The organism is Microbacterium sp. 71-36, assembly GCF_001898305.1.
GTDB lineage: Bacteria > Actinomycetota > Actinomycetes > Actinomycetales > Microbacteriaceae > Microbacterium.
Genome location: NZ_MKTP01000001.1, coordinates 114688 through 132798, shown reverse-complemented (window position 1 = coordinate 132798; position 18111 = coordinate 114688). Strand labels below are relative to the sequence as shown.

General features: G+C 69.5%; 12 protein-coding genes and 1 tRNA gene. 11 read left to right on the top strand and 2 right to left on the bottom strand.

The features are described 5' to 3' along the window. The first annotated feature begins 4 nt into the window (after positions 1–4). From lgt to BGO45_RS00600, 6 genes are all read left to right on the top strand, one after another. A complete protein-coding gene (gene lgt / locus BGO45_RS00625) occupies positions 5–1009 on the top strand; it encodes a prolipoprotein diacylglyceryl transferase (protein ID WP_076490526.1) in 1005 nt (334 codons plus the stop codon). A gap of 52 nt (positions 1010–1061) precedes the next feature. Next, complete coding sequence (gene gltB / locus BGO45_RS00620; protein WP_292689954.1) at positions 1062–5639, top strand: glutamate synthase large subunit; 4578 nt, start codon at positions 1062–1064, stop codon at positions 5637–5639. Continuing rightward, positions 5632–7098 carry a glutamate synthase subunit beta gene (locus tag BGO45_RS00615; RefSeq protein WP_292689953.1) on the top strand — a complete coding sequence of 489 codons (1467 nt, stop codon included), beginning with the start codon at positions 5632–5634 and terminating at the stop codon, positions 7096–7098. Before gltB ends, BGO45_RS00615 begins: the two co-directional genes overlap by 8 nt. Before the next feature lie 55 nt (positions 7099–7153). Further along, positions 7154–8599, top strand: coding sequence for a pyruvate kinase (gene pyk / locus BGO45_RS00610; RefSeq protein ID WP_292689950.1), 1446 nt, complete (start codon positions 7154–7156; stop codon positions 8597–8599). A gap of 73 nt (positions 8600–8672) precedes the next feature. Next, positions 8673–8755: transfer RNA gene (locus BGO45_RS00605), tRNA-Leu, on the top strand. 125 nt (positions 8756–8880) lie between these two features. Then, complete coding sequence (locus tag BGO45_RS00600) at positions 8881–9501, top strand: response regulator (protein ID WP_076490530.1); 621 nt, start codon at positions 8881–8883, stop codon at positions 9499–9501. A 68-nt stretch (positions 9502–9569) separates the two neighbouring features. Here BGO45_RS00600 and BGO45_RS00595 read toward each other — a convergent pair whose 3' ends face one another. Further along, positions 9570–10007 (bottom strand): hotdog fold thioesterase, encoded by a 438-nt coding sequence (locus BGO45_RS00595; RefSeq protein ID WP_292689947.1) that lies wholly within the window; start codon positions 10005–10007, stop codon positions 9570–9572. Positions 10008–10066: 59 nt separating this feature from the next. On the opposite strand from BGO45_RS00595, the gene polA reads away from it, so the two are divergent. The 5 genes from polA (at position 10067) to BGO45_RS00570 (ending at position 17878) form a co-directional block, all read left to right on the top strand. Then, on the top strand, positions 10067–12703 hold the full coding sequence (gene polA, locus BGO45_RS00590) for a DNA polymerase I (RefSeq protein ID WP_292689945.1): 2637 nt from the start codon (positions 10067–10069) through the stop codon (positions 12701–12703). Between the two features lie 70 nt (positions 12704–12773). Continuing rightward, positions 12774–14450: a DUF885 domain-containing protein gene (locus tag BGO45_RS00585; protein ID WP_292689944.1), complete on the top strand. Its 1677-nt coding sequence runs from the start codon at positions 12774–12776 to the stop codon at positions 14448–14450. 94 nt (positions 14451–14544) lie between these two features. After that, positions 14545–15603, top strand: a complete 1059-nt coding sequence (locus BGO45_RS00580) for an LLM class flavin-dependent oxidoreductase (protein WP_292689943.1) — start codon at positions 14545–14547, stop codon at positions 15601–15603. Then, a complete protein-coding gene (locus BGO45_RS00575) occupies positions 15600–16940 on the top strand; it encodes an MFS transporter (RefSeq protein WP_292689941.1) in 1341 nt (446 codons plus the stop codon). The genes BGO45_RS00580 and BGO45_RS00575 overlap by 4 nt, the downstream gene beginning before the upstream one ends. Positions 16941–17083: 143 nt before the next feature. Further along, positions 17084–17878: an SGNH/GDSL hydrolase family protein gene (locus BGO45_RS00570; RefSeq protein WP_292689939.1), complete on the top strand. Its 795-nt coding sequence runs from the start codon at positions 17084–17086 to the stop codon at positions 17876–17878. Here BGO45_RS00570 and BGO45_RS00565 read toward each other — a convergent pair. After that, a complete protein-coding gene (locus BGO45_RS00565) occupies positions 17842–18036 on the bottom strand; it encodes a hypothetical protein (protein WP_292689937.1) in 195 nt (64 codons plus the stop codon). The genes BGO45_RS00570 and BGO45_RS00565 overlap by 37 nt on opposite strands. Positions 18037–18111 lie beyond the last annotated feature (75 nt).

Sequence of the window (18111 nt, the reverse complement as noted above, 5' to 3'; positions counted from 1 at the left end):
CTTCATGACGTTCGCCCTCTCGAGCGCCGCCTCCGGCGTGCTCGCCAGCATCCCGAGCCCCTCGATCTCGTACATCGATCTCGGACCCCTGCGCATCCACTTCTATGCCCTGTGCATCGTCGCGGGCATCATCGTGGCGGTGTTCCTCACGAACGCGCGCCTGACGCGTCGCGGGGCCGAGAAGTGGGTCGTCATCGACATCTGCCTGCTGGCGGTGCCCATCGCGATCGTCTTCGCGCGGATCTATCACGTGGTCACGCACCTGGGCTTCTACTTCGGCCCGGGGTCCAACCCGTGGAACCCGTTCCAGCCCGGCTCCGTGTGGGCCATCTGGGAGGGCGGCATCGCCATCTACGGCGCGCTGATCGGCGGCGCGCTGGGCGCCTGGCTCGGCTGCAAGTGGACCGGCATCCGCTTCTGGACCTTCGCCGACGCGCTGGCCCCGGGCCTCATCATCGCGCAGGCCATGGGCCGTTTCGGCAACTGGTTCAACCAGGAGCTCTTCGGCCAGCCGACCGACCTCCCGTGGGGCCTCGAGATCGCCTCGCCGAACTCGGCGATCCCCGTCGGACTGCCAGCCGGCACTCTTTTCCAGCCGACTTTCGCCTACGAAGTCATCTGGAACCTGCTCGGCGCCGCGGTCATCCTGTGGGTCGGGAAGCGGTTCACCCTGCAGTGGGGCAAGCAGTTCGCCGTGTACCTCGTCTGGTACAGCGCGGGCCGGATCGTCTGGGAATCCATCCGGATCGACCCGAGCGACATCATCCTCGGCCTGCGGACCAACGTCTGGGCCGCGATCTTCGGCGTGGTCCTCGGCATCGTGATCTTCATCGTGCAGACGCGCCGCCACCACGGCCTGGAGCCCTCGCCGTACCAGCCGGGGCGCGAGGGCAAGGCTCCCGGGGCTGTAGACTCGACCGACCCCACTGACTTCGTCGACGTGAGCGAGCCGCCCGCGACGAACGACACCGTCGGCACCAGCGCCACAAGCAGCCCCGCCACGAAGTAACTCCCTGGGCCGACGTCGTCCCATTCGCAGCATCAACGTGAGGACGGTTGGTATGGCTTCGAGCTCCCGTTCCGGCGCCGTCGGCGGCGCTTTCCCCGCCCGGCAGGGCATGTACGACCCGGCATTCGAGAAGGACGCCTGTGGTCTCGCCATGGTGGCGACGCTCCGTGGCGCGCCCGGGCACGACATCATCGACCTGGCGCTGACGGCGCTCCGCAACCTCGAGCACCGTGGTGCCATCGGGTCGGATGCCGGCACCGGCGACGGCGCGGGCATCCTGACGCAGATGCCCGATGCGTTCCTGCGCGCGGTGGTCGACTTCGACCTGCCCCCCGTGGGGGAGTACGCCGCGGGTCTCGTCTTCCTGCCCCTCGGTCACGAGGAGCGGGCGGCGCAGAAGGCCGGCATCGAGAAGCTCGCCGCCGCCGAGAACCTGACGGTCCTCGGATGGCGCGAGGTTCCGACCGAGCCCGAGAACCTCGGCAAGCTCGCGTTCGAGGCGCGCCCGGCATTCGAGCAGCTGTTCGTCTCGCACCCCGCGGTGGGCGACCAGGCCGCGCTGTCGGGCATCGCGCTCGACCGCCGCGTGTACCGCCTGCGCAAGCGCGCCCGTCACGAGCTCGACGCCTATTTCGTGTCGCTGTCCAGCCGCACCCTCGGGTACAAGGGCATGGTCACCACGCTGCAGCTCGAGCCGTTCTACCCCGATCTGCAGGACGAGCGCTTCGCCTCCGAGCTCGCCGTCGTCCACTCGCGGTACTCCACGAACACGTTCCCGTCCTGGCCGCTCGCCCAGCCGCTGCGCATGCTCGCGCACAACGGTGAGATCAACACCGTCAAGGGCAACCGCAACTGGATGCGCGCGCGTCAGTCGCAGCTCGAATCCGAGCTGATCGGCGACGTGCGTCCGCTGCTGCCCATCTGCACGGAGGGAGCGAGCGACTCGGCATCCTTCGACGAGGTGCTCGAGCTCCTGACCCTCACCGGTCGCAGCCTCCCGCACGCGATCATGATGATGGTGCCCGAGGCGTACGAGAAGCAGGCGACGATCGACCCCGATCTCCGTGCCTTCTACGACTACCACTCGATGCAGATGGAACCGTGGGACGGCCCGGCCGCTCTGATCTTCACGGACGGCACGCTCGTGGGTGCGACCCTCGACCGCAACGGTCTGCGTCCGGGGCGCTGGACCGAGACCACCGACGGCCTCGTCGTCATCGGATCCGAGACCGGCGTGCTCGACTTCGCGCCCGAGCGCATCAAGCGGCGCGGACGTCTGCAGCCCGGCCGCATGTTCCTCGTCGACACGGCCGAGCGCCGCATCGTGGAGGACGAGGAGATCAAGGCGAGCCTCGCCGCCCTCGAGCCGTGGCAGGAGTGGGTCGACGCCGGCCGCGTCAAGCTCAGCGAGCTGCCCGAGCGCGAGCACATCGTGCACCCCATCGCCTCGATCACCCGTCGCCAGCGCACGTTCGGCTACACCGAAGAGGAAGTGCGGCTGCTGCTCACGCCGATGGGCCAGAACGGCACCGAGCCGCTCGGTGCGATGGGCAGCGACGCTCCCGTCGCCGTGCTCAGCGACCGCCCGCGTCTGCTGTTCGACTACTTCACGCAGCAGTTCGCGCAGGTCACGAACCCGCCGCTGGACTCGATCCGCGAAGAGGTCGTCACGTCGCTGTCGCTCGGCCTCGGCCCCGAGCGCAACCTGCTCGACTGGGGTCCGGAGCACACGCGCACCGTGACGCTCGACTTCCCCGTGATCGACAACGACGAGCTCGCCAAGATCCAGCACATCGACACCGCTCTGCCCGGGCGGTCCTCCGTCACGGTGCGCGGTCTCTACCGGGTCGAGGCCGGTCACAAGGGGCTGCAGAAGCGTCTGACGCAGATGTGCAACGAGGTCGACCAGGCGATCGAGGACGGCGCCGAGTTCATCGTGCTCAGCGACCGCGACTCCAACAAGGACCTCGCTCCCATCCCGTCGCTGCTGATGCTCGCCGCCGTGCACCACCACCTCATCCGCAAAGAGACGCGGATGAAGGTCGGGCTCGTCGTCGAGGCGGGCGACGTGCGCGAGGTGCACCACATCGCGACCCTCATCGGGTACGGCGCGTCCGCCGTCAACCCGTACCTCGCCATGGAGACCGTCGAGTACCTCGTGCGGGCCGGCTTCATCACCGGCGTGACCCCCGAGAAGGCCGTCAAGAACCTGATCTACGCGCTCGGCAAGGGCGTGTTGAAGATCATGTCGAAGATGGGCATCTCGACCGTGTCGTCCTACGCGGGCGCGCAGGTGTTCGAGGCGGTCGGCCTCTCGCGCGAGTTCGTCGACGCCTACTTCACCGGCACCGAGACCAAGCTCGGCGGCGTGGGGCTCGACGTCATCGCGGCGGAGAACGCCGCGCGGCACGAGTACGCCTACCCCGAGGACGCCGCGGCCCGCGCGCACGAGCGCCTGTGGACCGGTGGCGAGTACCAGTGGCGTCGCGACGGTGCCCCGCATCTGTTCAACCCCGACACCGTGTTCCGTCTGCAGCACGCCACGCGCGAGCGCCGTTACGACATCTTCCGCGAGTACACGAAGCTCATCGACGACCAGGCCCACGAGCTGAAAACCCTGCGCGGCCTGTTCTCGTTGCGCACCGGTCAGCGGCCGCCCGTTCCGATCGACGAGGTCGAGTCGGTGTCGGCGATCGTGAAGCGCTTCTCCACGGGGGCCATGAGCTACGGCTCCATCTCCCAGGAGGCGCACGAGACCCTCGCGATCGCGATGAACCGCATCGGCGGGAAGTCGAACACGGGCGAGGGCGGCGAAGACGTCGACCGCCTGCTCGACCCCGCGCGCCGCAGCGCCATCAAGCAGGTGGCCTCCGGTCGATTCGGCGTGACAAGCCTGTACCTCACCGAGGCGGACGACATCCAGATCAAGCTCGCTCAGGGCGCCAAGCCCGGCGAGGGCGGTCAGCTGCCGCCGACGAAGGTGTACCCGTGGGTCGCGCGCACCCGTCACGCGACGGCGGGCGTCGGGCTGATCTCGCCGCCGCCGCACCACGACATCTACTCGATCGAAGACCTCAAGCAGCTGATCTTCGACCTCAAGCGCGCGAACCCGTCGGCCCGCATCCACACCAAGCTCGTCAGCCAGTCGGGCATCGGCGCGGTCGCCGCGGGTGTGGCGAAGGCACTGAGCGACGTCATCCTCGTCTCCGGGCAGGACGGCGGCACCGGTGCGAGCCCGATGAACTCGCTCAAGCACGCGGGAACGCCGTGGGAGCTGGGCCTCGCGGAGACGCAGCAGACGCTCATGCTCAACGGCATGCGCGACCGCGTCGTGGTGCAGGTGGACGGTCAGATGAAGACCGGCCGCGACGTCATCATCGGCGCCCTCCTCGGCGCCGAGGAGTTCGGTTTCGCCACCGCTCCGCTGGTCGTCTCCGGCTGCATCATGATGCGCGTCTGCCACCTCGACACCTGCCCCGTGGGCGTCGCGACGCAGAACCCCGTCCTGCGTCAGCGGTTCAACGGCAAGGCCGAGTACGTCGTGAACTTCATGGAGTTCATCGCGCAGGAGGTGCGCGAGTACCTCGCCGCCCTCGGCTACCGCTCGATCGACGAGATCGTCGGCCGCACCGAGCTCCTCGACGTCAACGGCGCCGTGGAGCACTGGAAGGCGCGGGGTCTCGACCTCGCCCCCATCCTGGAGGGTCCGCGCTTCGCCGACGACGAGCCGCGTCGTCACGCCCGCGCGCAGAACCACGAGCTCGAGGAGCACTTCGACGTGCAGCTCCTGGAGCGCGCGCAGGACGTCGTCGCGCACGGCGGTCAGATCACGATCGAGCTGCCCGTGCGCAACACCGCGCGCGCCGTGGGGACCATGCTCGGCCATCACGTCACCAAGGCGCACGGAGAGCACGGTCTGCCCGACGGGTCGATCGACGTGCGCCTCACGGGCTCCGCGGGACAGTCCTTCGGCGCGTTCATGCCCTCGGGCATCACGCTGCGCCTCGAGGGCGACTCGAACGACTACGTCGGAAAGGGCCTCTCCGGGGGGAAGATCGTCGTCCGTCCGCCGCGCGGCTCGACGTTCGCGGCATCCGAGAACGTCATCGCCGGCAACGTCATCGGCTACGGCGCGACACAGGGGCAGATGTTCCTCAACGGTGTCGTGGGGGAGCGGTTCCTCGTCCGCAACTCCGGCGCCACCGCGGTCGTCGAGGGTGTGGGCGACCACGCGCTCGAGTACATGACCGGTGGTCTCGCCGTCATCCTCGGGGCGACCGGCCGCAACCTCGGCGCCGGCATGTCCGGCGGACAGGCGTACGTCTACAAGCTCGACACCGACCTGGTGAACCGGGAGGCCGTGGCATCCGGTGAGCTCGAACTCGGACCCCTCGGTTCGGGGGATGCCGAGATCCTGCGCGACCTGCTCGAGAAGCACGTCGCGGAGACCGATTCCACGCTGGCCCGTCGTCTGCTGGACGACTTCGAGGCCGAGGTGGAGAACTTCGTCCGGGTGCTGCCGCGCGACTACGCCGCTGTGCTGCAGACCCGCCAGGAGGCTGTCACCGAGGGGCTCGACCCCGACGGCGACGTCGTCTGGAAGCGCATTCTGGAGGTGACGGGTGGCTGACCCGAAGGGCTTTCTCAAGGTCACGGAGCGCGAGCTTCCGAAGCGTCGGCCGGTGCCGGTGCGCATCATGGACTGGAAAGAGGTGTACGAGCCGGGGGATTCGGCCGTCATCAAGCGCCAGGCCGGCCGGTGCATGGACTGCGGCATCCCGTTCTGCCATCAGGGCTGCCCGCTCGGGAACCTGATCCCCGAGTGGAACGACCTCACCTGGCGCGGCGAGGGCCGCTCCGCGATCGAGCGTCTGCACGCGACGAACAACTTCCCGGAGTTCACCGGCCGGCTGTGCCCCGCGCCGTGCGAGAGCTCGTGCGTGCTGGGCATCAACCAGCCCGCGGTCACGATCAAGCAGGTCGAGGTCTCGATCATCGATGAGGCGTTCGGCAACGGCTGGGTCGAGCCCGAGCCGCCGGAGCGCCTCACGGGGAAGACCGTGGCCGTCGTCGGGTCCGGTCCCGCCGGCCTCGCCGCCGCCCAGCAGCTCACCCGTGCGGGTCACACGGTGGCCGTCTACGAGCGCGACGACCGCATCGGCGGCCTGCTGCGCTACGGCATCCCGGACTTCAAGATGGAGAAGCGGCACCTCGAGCTGCGGCTGCGGCAGATGCAGGCCGAGGGCACCCGCTTCCGCGCGGGCGTGGAGATCGGCACCGACATCTCGTGGAGCGACCTGCGCGCCCGCTACGACGCCGTCGTGGTGGCCACCGGGTCGACGGTCCCGCGCGACCTCCCGATCCCGGGCCGCGACCTGGACGGCGTGCACTTCGCGATGGAGTACCTCGTCGAGGGCAACAAGGCCGTCGCGGGCGACCAGGTGCCGCAGCAGATCACCGCGCACGGCAAGCACGTCGTGGTCATCGGCGGCGGCGACACCGGCGCGGACTGCATCGGGACCGCGCACCGCCAGGGAGCGCTCAGCGTCACCAACCTGGCGATCGGGAAGCAGCCGCCGTCGGAGCGCCCGGCCGAGCAGCCGTGGCCGATGATGCCGAACCTGTTCGAGATGGCCTCCGCGCACGAAGAGGGCGGGGAGCGCACGTTCCTCGCCTCGACGGTGGAGTTCCTCGGCAACGAGGCGGGCGAGGTGCGGGCGCTGCGCGTGGCCGAGACGGAGTACGTCGACGGCCGCCGCGTCCCCAAGAGCGGCACCGAGCGCGAGATCCCCGCCGATCTCGTCCTCATCGCCATGGGCTTCACCGGCCCCGAGCGCGAGTACCTCGAGCAGCAGCTCGGCGCGCAGTTCACCGCGCGCGGCAACGTCGAGCGCGACGCCACGTACGCGACGACCGCTCCGGGGGTCTTCGTCGCCGGTGACGCCGGGCGCGGTCAGTCGCTCATCGTGTGGGCGATCGCGGAGGGCCGCGCCGCGGCCGCCGAGGTCGACACGTTCCTCATGGGCGAGACGGTGCTCCCGGCACCCGTCAAGCCCACCGATGTCGCCATCGGCCTCCTGCCCGCCTAAGCTGGCAAGGGCCGATCGGCCACTTCCCGAATATCCTCACGGAGCTTGAAAACGGATGAGACGCGCCAAGATCGTCGCAACCCTCGGCCCCGCCACGTCGTCGTATGAGATGGTTCGCGCCATCATCGACGCCGGGGTGGACGTCGCCCGACTGAACCTGAGCCACGGAGACTACTCCGTGCACGATGCCAACTTCGCCAACGTGCGCAAGGCGGCAGAGGACGCGGGCCGCCCGGTCGCGGCCCTCGTCGACCTCCAGGGTCCGAAGATCCGCCTCGGCAAGTTCGAGAACGGTCCGCACGACCTCGCCCCCGGCGACATCTTCAAGATCACGATCGAGGACATCCTCGGCACGAAGGAGATCGTCGGCACGACGTTCAAGGGCCTGCCCCAGGACGTCAAGCCCGGCGACTTCCTCCTCATCGACGACGGCAAGGTCCGCGTGGAGGTCGTCGAGACCGACGGCACCGTCGTGACCACCAAGGTCATCGTCGGCGGCCCGGTGTCCAACAACAAGGGCATCAACCTCCCCGGTGTCGCCGTCAACGTCCCCGCGCTGAGCGACAAGGACGAGGCCGACCTCCGCTGGGGCCTGCGTGCCGGCGCCGACCTCATCGCGCTGTCCTTCGTGCGGGATGCCAAGGACATCGAGCGCGTGCACGAGATCATGGGCGAAGAGGGCCGGTACATCCCGGTCATCGCCAAGATCGAGAAGCCGCAGGCGGTCGACAACCTCGAGGAGATCATCGACGCGTTCGACGGCATCATGGTCGCCCGCGGCGACCTCGGTGTCGAGCTGCCGCTGGAGGCGGTGCCGATCGTGCAGAAGCGCGCGGTCGAGCTGTCGCGCCGTATGGCGAAGCCCGTCATCGTCGCCACGCAGATGCTCGAGTCGATGATCACCAACCCGGTTCCGACCCGCGCCGAGACCAGCGACGTGGCCAACGCCGTGCTCGACGGTGCCGACGCGGTCATGCTCTCGGGCGAGACGAGCGTGGGTGCGTACCCCGTCGTCGTGGTCGAGACGATGGCCCGCATCGTGCAGTCCACCGAGGAGCACGGTCTGGAGCGCATCGCGCCCCTCACCAACAAGCCGCGCACGCAGGGCGGGGCCATCACCCTCGCCGCCGTCGAGGTGGCCGACTTCGTCGAGGCGAAGTACCTCTGCGTCTTCACCGAGTCGGGAGACTCGGCGCGCCGCATGTCGCGTCTGCGCTCCACGATCCCGATGATCGCGTTCACGCCCGAGCCCGGCATCCGCCGCCGCCTGGCGCTGACGTGGGGCGTGCGTTCGACCCTGGTCGAGCACGTGTCGCACACCGACAAGATGTTCCTCCAGGTGGACGACTACCTCCTGTCGAACGACCTCGCGAAGGTCGGCGACAAGGTCGTCGTCATCTCCGGTTCGCCTCCCGGAATCGTCGGTTCGACCAATGACCTGCGCGTGCACCGCGTGGGCGACGCCGTGCACGGCGCGGCTCCGGTCTACCGAGAGAACTGATCCAGGGCGACGCGCGCCGGTCCGCCGGCGCGCGTCGTCGTTCCCGCCGGGTAGGTTGGGGACGCATACACCTGCCGGTGTGGCGGAATGGCAGACGCGGGGCACTCAAAATGCTCTGTCCGCAAGGGCGTGTGGGTTCGAGTCCCACCACCGGCACGATGGAGGAATCGGCTCCCGCCCGGGGTCGAGTCGGTATCCTTTTCCCCCGCGGTGCTTCCCGGTGCCGCACTCCGAGATCACCGTTCGCGTGATCCTCGCAGCCACAGTCTTAGGATGGAACCGTGACAGATCACGAAGCCGCGCCGGTGAGCGCGCCCACCGCCCCCCGCCGTGTCGTCGTGGCGGAAGACGAGTCGCTCATCCGTCTCGACATCGTCGAGATCCTGCGCGACAACGGCTTCGACGTCGTCGGCGAGGCCGGTGACGGCGAGACCGCCGTCCAGCTGGCCACGGAACTGCGCCCGGACCTCGTCATCATGGACGTCAAGATGCCGCAGCTCGACGGCATCAGCGCCGCCGAGAAGCTGAGCAAGAACCACATCGCCCCGGTCGTCCTCCTGACGGCGTTCAGCCAGAAGGAGCTGGTCGAGCGCGCCAGCGAGGCCGGCGCGCTGGCCTACGTCGTGAAGCCCTTCACCCCGAACGACCTGCTGCCCGCGATCGAGATCGCGCTGGCCCGCTACGAGCAGATCATCACCCTCGAGGCCGAGGTCGCCGACATGGTCGAGCGTTTCGAGACGCGCAAGCTCGTCGACCGCGCGAAGGGACTCCTCAACGAGAAGATGGGGCTGAGCGAGCCCGAGGCCTTCCGTTGGATCCAGAAGGCCTCGATGGACCGCCGCCTCACGATGCAGGACGTGGCGAAGGCCATCATCGAGCAGCTGGCCCCCAAGAAGGCCTGAGCGCCGGACTCTTCAGGAATGGATGCCACTTCGGTGGCATCCATTCCTGTTTCCCGGCTGACGAGGTGTCAGGCCGGTCGGGGCGGGGCATCCTTGATCATGTTCGTGATCCGGATCGTCGAGCAGCGGCGGCCCTGCTCGTCGGACACCGCGATCTCGTGCACGGTGAGCGAACGACCGAGGTGGATGGGCGTGCACACGCCCGTCACGCGGCCCGAGGTGGCCGAGCGCGTGTGGGTGGCGTTGATGTCGATGCCCACCGCGAGACGTCCGGCGCCGGCGTAGAGGTTCGCGGCCATCGATCCGAGGGATTCGCCCAGGACGACGTAGGCACCGCCGTGGAGCAGCCCGACCGGTTGTGTGTTGCCCTCGACGGGCATGGTGGCGACGCTCCGCTCGACCGAGAACTCGACCCACTCGATGCCCATCTTCTCGGCGAGGGCGCCCATTCCGCGCTCCTTCGCCCAGTCGAGGCCGGATGCGGTGTCGGGTGTCGTGGAGGTCATCGTCGCCTTCGAGGAGCCGGGGCCGGGGGAGTGTCCGAGGTTCTCGTTACGCTGGACGAGTGACGGATGCCGAAAAGCCTACTCTCCTCGTCGTCGACGGCCATTCCCTGGCGTACCGGGCGTTCTACGCGCTGCCGGTCGACAACTTCTCCACGAAGGACGGCCAGCACACCAACGGCATCTACGGGTTCCTGTCGATGTTCGTGAACCTGGTGAAGGCCGAGAAGCCGACCCACCTGGCGGTGGCGTTCGACACGTCACGCCAGTCCTTCCGCACGAAGGAGTACAGCGAGTACAAGGCCAATCGCAGCGAATCCCCGGCCGAGTTCAAGGGGCAGATCCCGCTGCTGCAGGACTGCCTGCGCGCGCTGAACGTGGCGGTGCTCACGAAAGAAGAGGTCGAGGCCGACGACATCCTCGCGACCCTCGCCACCGAGGCCTCCGACGCCGGATTCTCTGTGCTCGTCTGTTCGGGCGACCGCGACACGATCCAGCTCGTGAACGACGACATCACCCTGCTGTACCCGAACGTGCAGGGCGTGTCGCAGCTCAAGCGCTACGACACCGACGCGGTCATCGAGAAGTACGGCCTGCCGCCGGCGCAGTACCCCGAGATCGCCGCCCTCGTCGGCGAGACGAGCGACAACCTCCCGGGCGTCCCCAAGGTGGGGGAGAAGACCGCGGTGAAATGGCTCACCCAGTGGGGCTCGCTCGAAGCACTGCTCGAGAACGCCGACAAGATCACCGGCGTCGCGGGCAACAACCTGCGCGAACACCTCGACGACGTGAAGCGCAATCGCGCGCTGAACCGCCTGCTCCGCGACGTCGAGCTGGAGAAGTCGCCCGCAGACCTCGTGGTGCAGCCGATCGACACCCAAGCGGTGCGCGACATCTTCGCGCGCCTCGAGTTCCGCACGCTGCTCCCGCGCGTGTTCGACGCGTTCGACGCCGACCCCGCGTCCGCCGAGCCGACGCTGCCCACCGCGAAGGCGCCCACGGCCGCGGTCCTCGGCGCCGACGCGATCGCCGCCTGGGCGGCCGAAGCGACGGGTACCGTCGGCGTGACGGTCGATCTGTTCGGGAAGGCACCGGCCCGGATCGGCCTCGCGACCGACACCGCCGCGGCCGAGGCCGAGTGGACGGGCGCGGTACGCGACGCCCTCGCCGGGTGGCTGGCCTCCGACGCCCCGAAGGCGTTCGCCGCGGCCAAGCCGCAGCTCAAGGCGCTCGCGCGCGAGGGGATCGACGTGGGCGGGATCGTCGACGACGTGATCCTCGCCGGCTGGCTCGTGCGCCCGAGCTTCCCCGACAAGACACTCGCCGACCTCGTCGACCGGTACCTCGGCGAGAAGCTTCCCGAGGCCGACCCGACTCAGCTGGTACCCGAGACGGAGGGGGCCACCCCGGGCCAGCTGTCCTGGTACGTGCGTCGCGTGTCCGACGCGCAGCGCGGCGACCTGCCCGACAGTGTCGCGGGGGTCCTCGACGACATCGAGCTGCCGACGCTCAGCGCCCTGGCCGACATGGAGCTCGCGGGCGTCGCGGTGTCGCACGAGAAGCTCGCGGGCTTCTCCGGCGAGTTGGCCGCGCGCGCCGACGAGCTCGCGCAACAGGCGTACGCCTCGATCGGACACGAGGTCAACCTCGGGTCGCCGAAGCAGCTGCAGGAGGTGCTGTTCGACGAGCTGCAGCTACCGAAGACGCGCAAGACCAAGAGCGGGTACACCACGGATGCCGCGGCCCTGGCCGACCTGCAGGAGAACGCGCATCACCCCTTCCTCGATCTGCTGCTGCGTCACCGCGAGGCCACGAAGCTGAAGCAGATCATCGACGCCCTCGACGCGGCCATCGGACCCGACGGTCGCGTCCACACGACCTACGTGCAGACCGGCAGCCAGACCGGACGCCTGTCCAGCACCGACCCGAACCTGCAGAACATCCCGATCCGCACGGAGGAGAGCCGCCGCATCCGCGCCGCTTTCGAGGTGGGCGAGGGCTACGAGACCTTGCTGACGGCCGACTACTCGCAGATCGAGATGCGGATCATGGCGCATCTGTCGGGCGATCCCGGCCTCATCGAGGCGTTCAACTCGGGGGAGGACCTGCACCGCTTCGTCGGATCCCGCGTGTTCGGCGTCGAGCCGTCCGAGGTCACCCCGGCCATGCGCACGAAGGTCAAGGCGATGTCGTACGGCCTCGTGTACGGGCTGTCCGCGTTCGGGCTGTCCAAGCAGCTGCGCATCGAGCAGTCCGAGGCGAAACAGCTCATGCTGGAGTACTTCGCCCGTTTCGGCGCGGTGCGCGACTACCTGCGCGGTTCGGTCGAACAGGCGCGTCAGGACGGCTACACCGAGACGATCTTCGGACGTCGCCGTCCGTTCCCCGACCTCACCAGCATGAATCGCGTGCTGCGCGAGAACGCCGAGCGGGCGGCTCTGAACGCCCCCATTCAGGGCAGCGCCGCCGACATCATGAAGATCGCGCTGTTCCGCATCCGCGACGAGCTGGCATCCGCCGGCCTCCGTTCGCGGGTGCTGCTGCAGATCCACGACGAACTGGTGGTCGAGGTCGCTGCGGGGGAGTGGGAGGCGGTCGAGGCGGTCGTGCGCGCCCGTATGGCCGACGCGGCCGACCTGTCGGTGCCGCTCGACGTGCAGATCGGCCGCGGCGGGGACTGGGACGAAGCGGGTCACTGATCGCGCGCCCCGGGACGGCGTTCGGCCGTCCCGGGTGGTCAGGCTCCCGGGGCTTCCCTAGGCTCGACCCATGACTGATTCACAACGCACCCCCACGCCGATCGACACGATCGCCGACGCGTGGGTGGACACCCTGGCCGAGCGGGAGCCGACGCTGGCCACCTACATCGGACGCACCGAGTTCAACGACCGCTTCGGCGACCTGAGCCCCGAGGGGGCGAACGAGCTCGCCGACCAGGCCCGGGCCACCAAGGCGGCACTCGAGAACGCGACGCCGGTCGACGCGATCGACGAGGTCACGAGAATGGACCTCGGCCGCGAGCTCGACCTGCACCTGGAGCTGCACGCGGCGCAGACGCATCTGCGCGACGTGAACGTCATCGCCTCTCCCGCACAGGATCTGCGTCAGGCGTTCGACCTCATGCCGACCGCGACCGTCGAGGACTGGTCGACGATCTCCACCCGTCTGAAGGCGCTCCCGGGCGCCATCGACGGCTACGTCGCGACGCTCCGCGAGGGCATCGCGCGAGGGGTCGTGCCCGCCCGCCGCCAGGTCGTGGAGGTCGCCACCCAGATCGCGCGGTACACCTCCGACACCGGTTTCTTCGCGGAGTTCGTGGGGGAGGCCGCCCCCGAGGAGGGGCAGCTGCCCGCGTCGCTCGCCCGCGACCTCGATCAGAACGCCGGTGCCGCGCGTGTCGCGTACGACGCTCTGGCATCCTTCCTCACGTCGGAACTGGCCCCGGTGGCGGGCGAGACCGACGGCGTCGGCCGAGAACTGTACGCGTTGCATTCGCGGCGGTTCCTCGGCGCGACGATCGACCTCGACGAGACGTACGAGTGGGGCGTCGAGGAACTCGCGCGCATGGTCGCCGAGCAGGAGTCGATCGCGAACGAGATCCTCCCCGGCGCCACGGTCGAAGAGGCCGTCGCGTTCCTCGAGCAGGACGAGTCGCGCAAGCTCCACGGCACCGCGGCCCTCCAGGAGTGGATGCAGCGCACCAGCGACCGCGCGGTGGAGGAGCTGGGGCGCACCCACTTCGACATCGCCGACCCGATCCGGCGCCTGGAGTGCATGATCGCCCCCACGAAGGAGGGCGGCATCTACTACACCGGCCCGACGGACGATTTCTCGCGTCCCGGCCGCATGTGGTGGTCGGTGCCCGAGGGCGTCGAGAGCTTCGACACGTGGCGCGAGCTGACGACCGTCTATCACGAGGGCGTTCCGGGCCACCACCTGCAGATCGCGCAGGCGGTGTACAACCGCGGACAGCTGAACTCGTGGCGCCGCCTCCTCGCGGGGACCAGCGGTCACGCCGAGGGCTGGGCGCTGTACGCCGAGCGGCTCATGGAGCAGCTGGGTTACCTCGACGACCCCGCCGACCGTCTGGGCATGCTGGACGGTCAGCGCATGCGTGCGGCGCGCGTCGTGCTCGACATCGGCGTGCACCTCGGCAAGCCGCGTCTCGACGGCGAGGGCGTCTGGGACCACGAGTATGCGCTGGCGTTCATGCTCCGCAACGTCAACATGCCCGAGGAGTTCGTGAAGTTCGAGGTCAACCGGTACCTCGGGTGGCCGGGGCAGGCCCCGTCCTACAAGGTGGGCCAGCGCATCTGGGAGCAGGTGCGCGACGAGGCGCGCGAGCGCGACGGCGCCGACTTCTCGATGAAGGCGTTCCACACGAAGGCGCTGGGAATCGGCGGCGTCGGCCTGGATACGTTGCGCGCGGCTCTGGCATCCGCGTGATCGGAATCGGGGCGCTCTCGGGAGAGGGCGCCCCGATTCTCGGGAATACCGCCGGGGGGCATAAAGTTCATTCATCCGAATGCAAGGAGACGCCATGAACGATCGCCCGCTCGAGCTCGGACTCGACACCTTCGGAGACATCTCCCGCGGCCCCGACGGGAGCCTGCAGTCCGACGCCCAGACGATCCGCAACGTCGTCGATCAGGCCGTCCTCGCCGACCAGGTGGGCCTGTCGTTCTTCGGCGTGGGGGAGCACCACCGCAAGGACTTCGCCGTCACGAGCCCGGAGATCGTGCTCGCGGCCGCCGCGGCGCGCACGAAGGACATCCACCTCGGCACGGCCGTCACCGTCCTCTCCTCGGACGACCCGGTGCGTGTCTTCGAGCGCTTCGCCACGCTGGATGCCGTCTCGAACGGCCGCGCCGAAGTGATCCTCGGCCGCGGGTCGTTCATCGAGTCGTTCCCGCTGTTCGGCTACGACCTCCGGGACTACGAGCAGCTGTTCGAGGAGAAGCTGGAGCTGTTCTCGCTGCTCCTCGACGAGAAGCCGGTGAGCTGGCAGGGACGCACGCGTGCCGCCCTGCAGGACGCCGACGTCTACCCGAAGACCGAGAACGGTCTGAAGGCCTGGGTCGGCGTCGGCGGCTCGCCCGAGTCGGTCGTGCGCGCCGCACGGTACGGGTACGGCCTGGTGCTGGCGATCATCGGCGGCTCGTCCGCCCGCTTCCGCCCCTTCGCCGACCTGTACCGCCGGTCGCTGGATGAGTTCGGCAAGCCGCGGATGCCGATCTCGGTGCACTCGCCCGGGCACATCGCCGAGACCGACCAGCAGGCGTGGGAAGAGGCGTACGAGGGCGTCGCCGAGCTCAACAACACGATCGGCCGTGAGCGCGGGTGGCCCGAGTACACTCGCCTGCGGTTCCAGCACGACGTCGGCCCCGAGGGGGCGATGTACATCGGTTCGCCCGAGACGGTCGCCCGAAAGATCGCCGCGACCGTTCGGGCGCTGGGCAACTCCCGCTTCCAGTTGAAGTTCGCCAGCGGCTCGATCTCGCACGACCGGCTGATGTCGAGCATCGAGCTGTACGGCACGCGCGTCCTCCCGCTCGTGCACGAGATGCTCGCCGAGTCCGAGACCGCCGGCATCCGGTGACGACCTCGACCGACGTCGCGCGCATCGCGGACCGCCTCGACGCCCTCCCGTTCACACGACGCCATGCCCGCGTGCTCGGCGGGTCGGGTCTCGGGTGGGCGTTGGATGCCATGGACGTCGGGCTCATCTCGTTCGTCATCGCCGCGCTCGCTGCGCAGTGGCAGCTGGCTCCGACCGAGGCATCCTGGATCGCCTCCGCCGGGTTCGCCGGGATGGCGATCGGAGCGAGCCTCGGGGGCCTCCTGGCGGACCGATTCGGGCGGCGCCACGTCTTCGCCCTCACGCTGCTCGTGTACGGCATCGCGACGGGGGCGAGCGCGCTCGTGGGGGGCCTTGCGGCGCTACTCGTGCTGCGGTTCGTCGTGGGCCTGGGCCTCGGCGCCGAACTGCCGGTCGCGTCGACGTACGTGAGCGAGTTCGCCCCCGCCCGCATGCGTGGACGTGTGATCGTCTTCCTCGAGGCGTTCTGGGCGATCGGATGGACGGCCGCTGCACTGATCGGCTACCTCGTCGTCCCGGCATCCGCCGACGGGTGGCGCTGGGCGTTCGCGCTCGGTGCGATCCCCGCGGCCTACGCGCTCCTGGTGCGGTGGGGGCTTCCCGAGTCGCCCCGGTGGCTCGCGAGCCGGGGGAGGGATGCCGAGGCCTCGGCCATCGTGCGCGACTTCGAGGCCGCCGCCGGTCGGGTGTCGTTCACTCCGGCCGCGACGGAGGTAGACGAGGGGCCCCGCGCGACCCGCGCGCGGGTGCGCGCCCTGTGGGCCGGGCCGCTGCGCAGGCGCACCGCGGCGTTGTGGGTGCTCTGGTTCTGCGTCAACTTCTCGTATTACGGGGCGTTCATCTGGATACCGACGATCCTCGTGTCGCAGGGGTACGACCTGGTCCGCTCGTTCGGGTTCACCCTCGTCATCACGCTCGCGCAGCTCCCCGGATACGCGGTGGCCGCCTGGCTCATCGAGGCCTGGGGCCGCCGGGCGACCCTCGCGACCTTCCTCGCCGGTTCCGCGGTCGCCGCGGTGTTCTTCGGAACGGCATCCGGCGAGGTCGCCGTGATCGCCGCTGGGATGGCGCTGTCGTTCTTCAACCTCGGCGCGTGGGGCGCTCTGTACGCCGCGACCCCCGAGACGTATCCCACGCCTCTCCGGGCCACGGGTGCGGGCTGGGCCGCGGGTGTGGGTCGCATCGCATCGATCGTCGCTCCGCTGAGCGTGCCGCCGCTTCTCGGCCTCGGCGGCGCACCGCTGCTGTTCGTGGTGTTCGCGGCGTTCTTCGCGGTCGCCGTCGTCGCGGCGCTGTTCCTCCGCGAGGAGCGCGGCCGGGCGCTGGCCGAGGGCTAACGCTCGGACCCCGGCTCGACGGGTTTGGGGCGCATTGCGTGCGTTGGGGCGCGCATTCTCCGCCCCAACGCACGGATCACGCCCCGAAGCCTGGCTTTCACGCTCGACGTCTGCGTCCGCCGCGGCGCGCGTAGGCTGGCGGGATGGCATCCGTGCGGTACGTCGCGATCGGCGACTCGTTCACCGAAGGCGTCGGCGACGAACTCCCCGACGGCACCGTCCGGGGCTGGGCGGATCTCGCGGCGCAGGGGTGGGCGGATGCCACCGGTGAGCCGATCCAGTACGCGAACCTCGCGATCCGCGGCAAGCTCGTGCAGCCGATCGTCGACGAACAACTCGAGCCGGCACTCGCCCTGAAGCCGACGCACCTGTCGTTCAACGGCGGAGGGAACGACATGCTGCGGCCCCGCACGGGCGTCGACCGGATCGTCGACGTCTTCGAGCACGTGCTCCGCCGCTGCGACGAGGAGGGAGTGCAGCTCATCGTCCTCTCCGGCGCGAATCCCTCGGCGGGCCTGCCGCTCGGCCGGGTCGTCCAGAACCGAGGCGACCGTTTGTCGCACGCGGTCGAGGAACGGCTCGGGTCCCGGCCCGACCTGATCAGGGCGTACAACTGGTTCGACCGCGAGCTGGCGGGGCCGGAGTTCTGGTCGGTCGACCGGCTCCACATGAACGCCCGCGGCCACCACCGCGTGGCCGCCCGTGTCTTGGAATCCGTCGGCCTCACGGCGCCGGGGGAGTGGTGGCACCTGCCGGACATCCCCGAGATCCAGCGGCTGAAGGGCACGGCCTACTATCGCGAGCACGTCGCGCCGTGGGTACGACGACGCCTGACCGGCACGTCATCGGGCGACGGTCGCGCCGCGAAGTTCGGCGGCGGGTGGACGGAGCTGACCCCGCGTCAGGTCTCGGGCACGACCGTCGAACCCACGGAGTAGACCAGCTCGGCGAGGGCACCGACTCCGGCGAGGAAACCGGCGAAAGCGGCCTCGGCCTCGCGCGCGCCGGGAACCGCGAACAGCCAGTCGAGCGAGTCGTCGTCGGTCGCGAGGTAGCCGTCGAGGGTCGTGGCGGTGTGGAAGATCGCTCGGGTCATGCGCCGCACGGTAGCGGCGACCTCCGACATCGGAGGCGGGAGTTGCATTCCGCATTTACCTCAATCATCATTGAG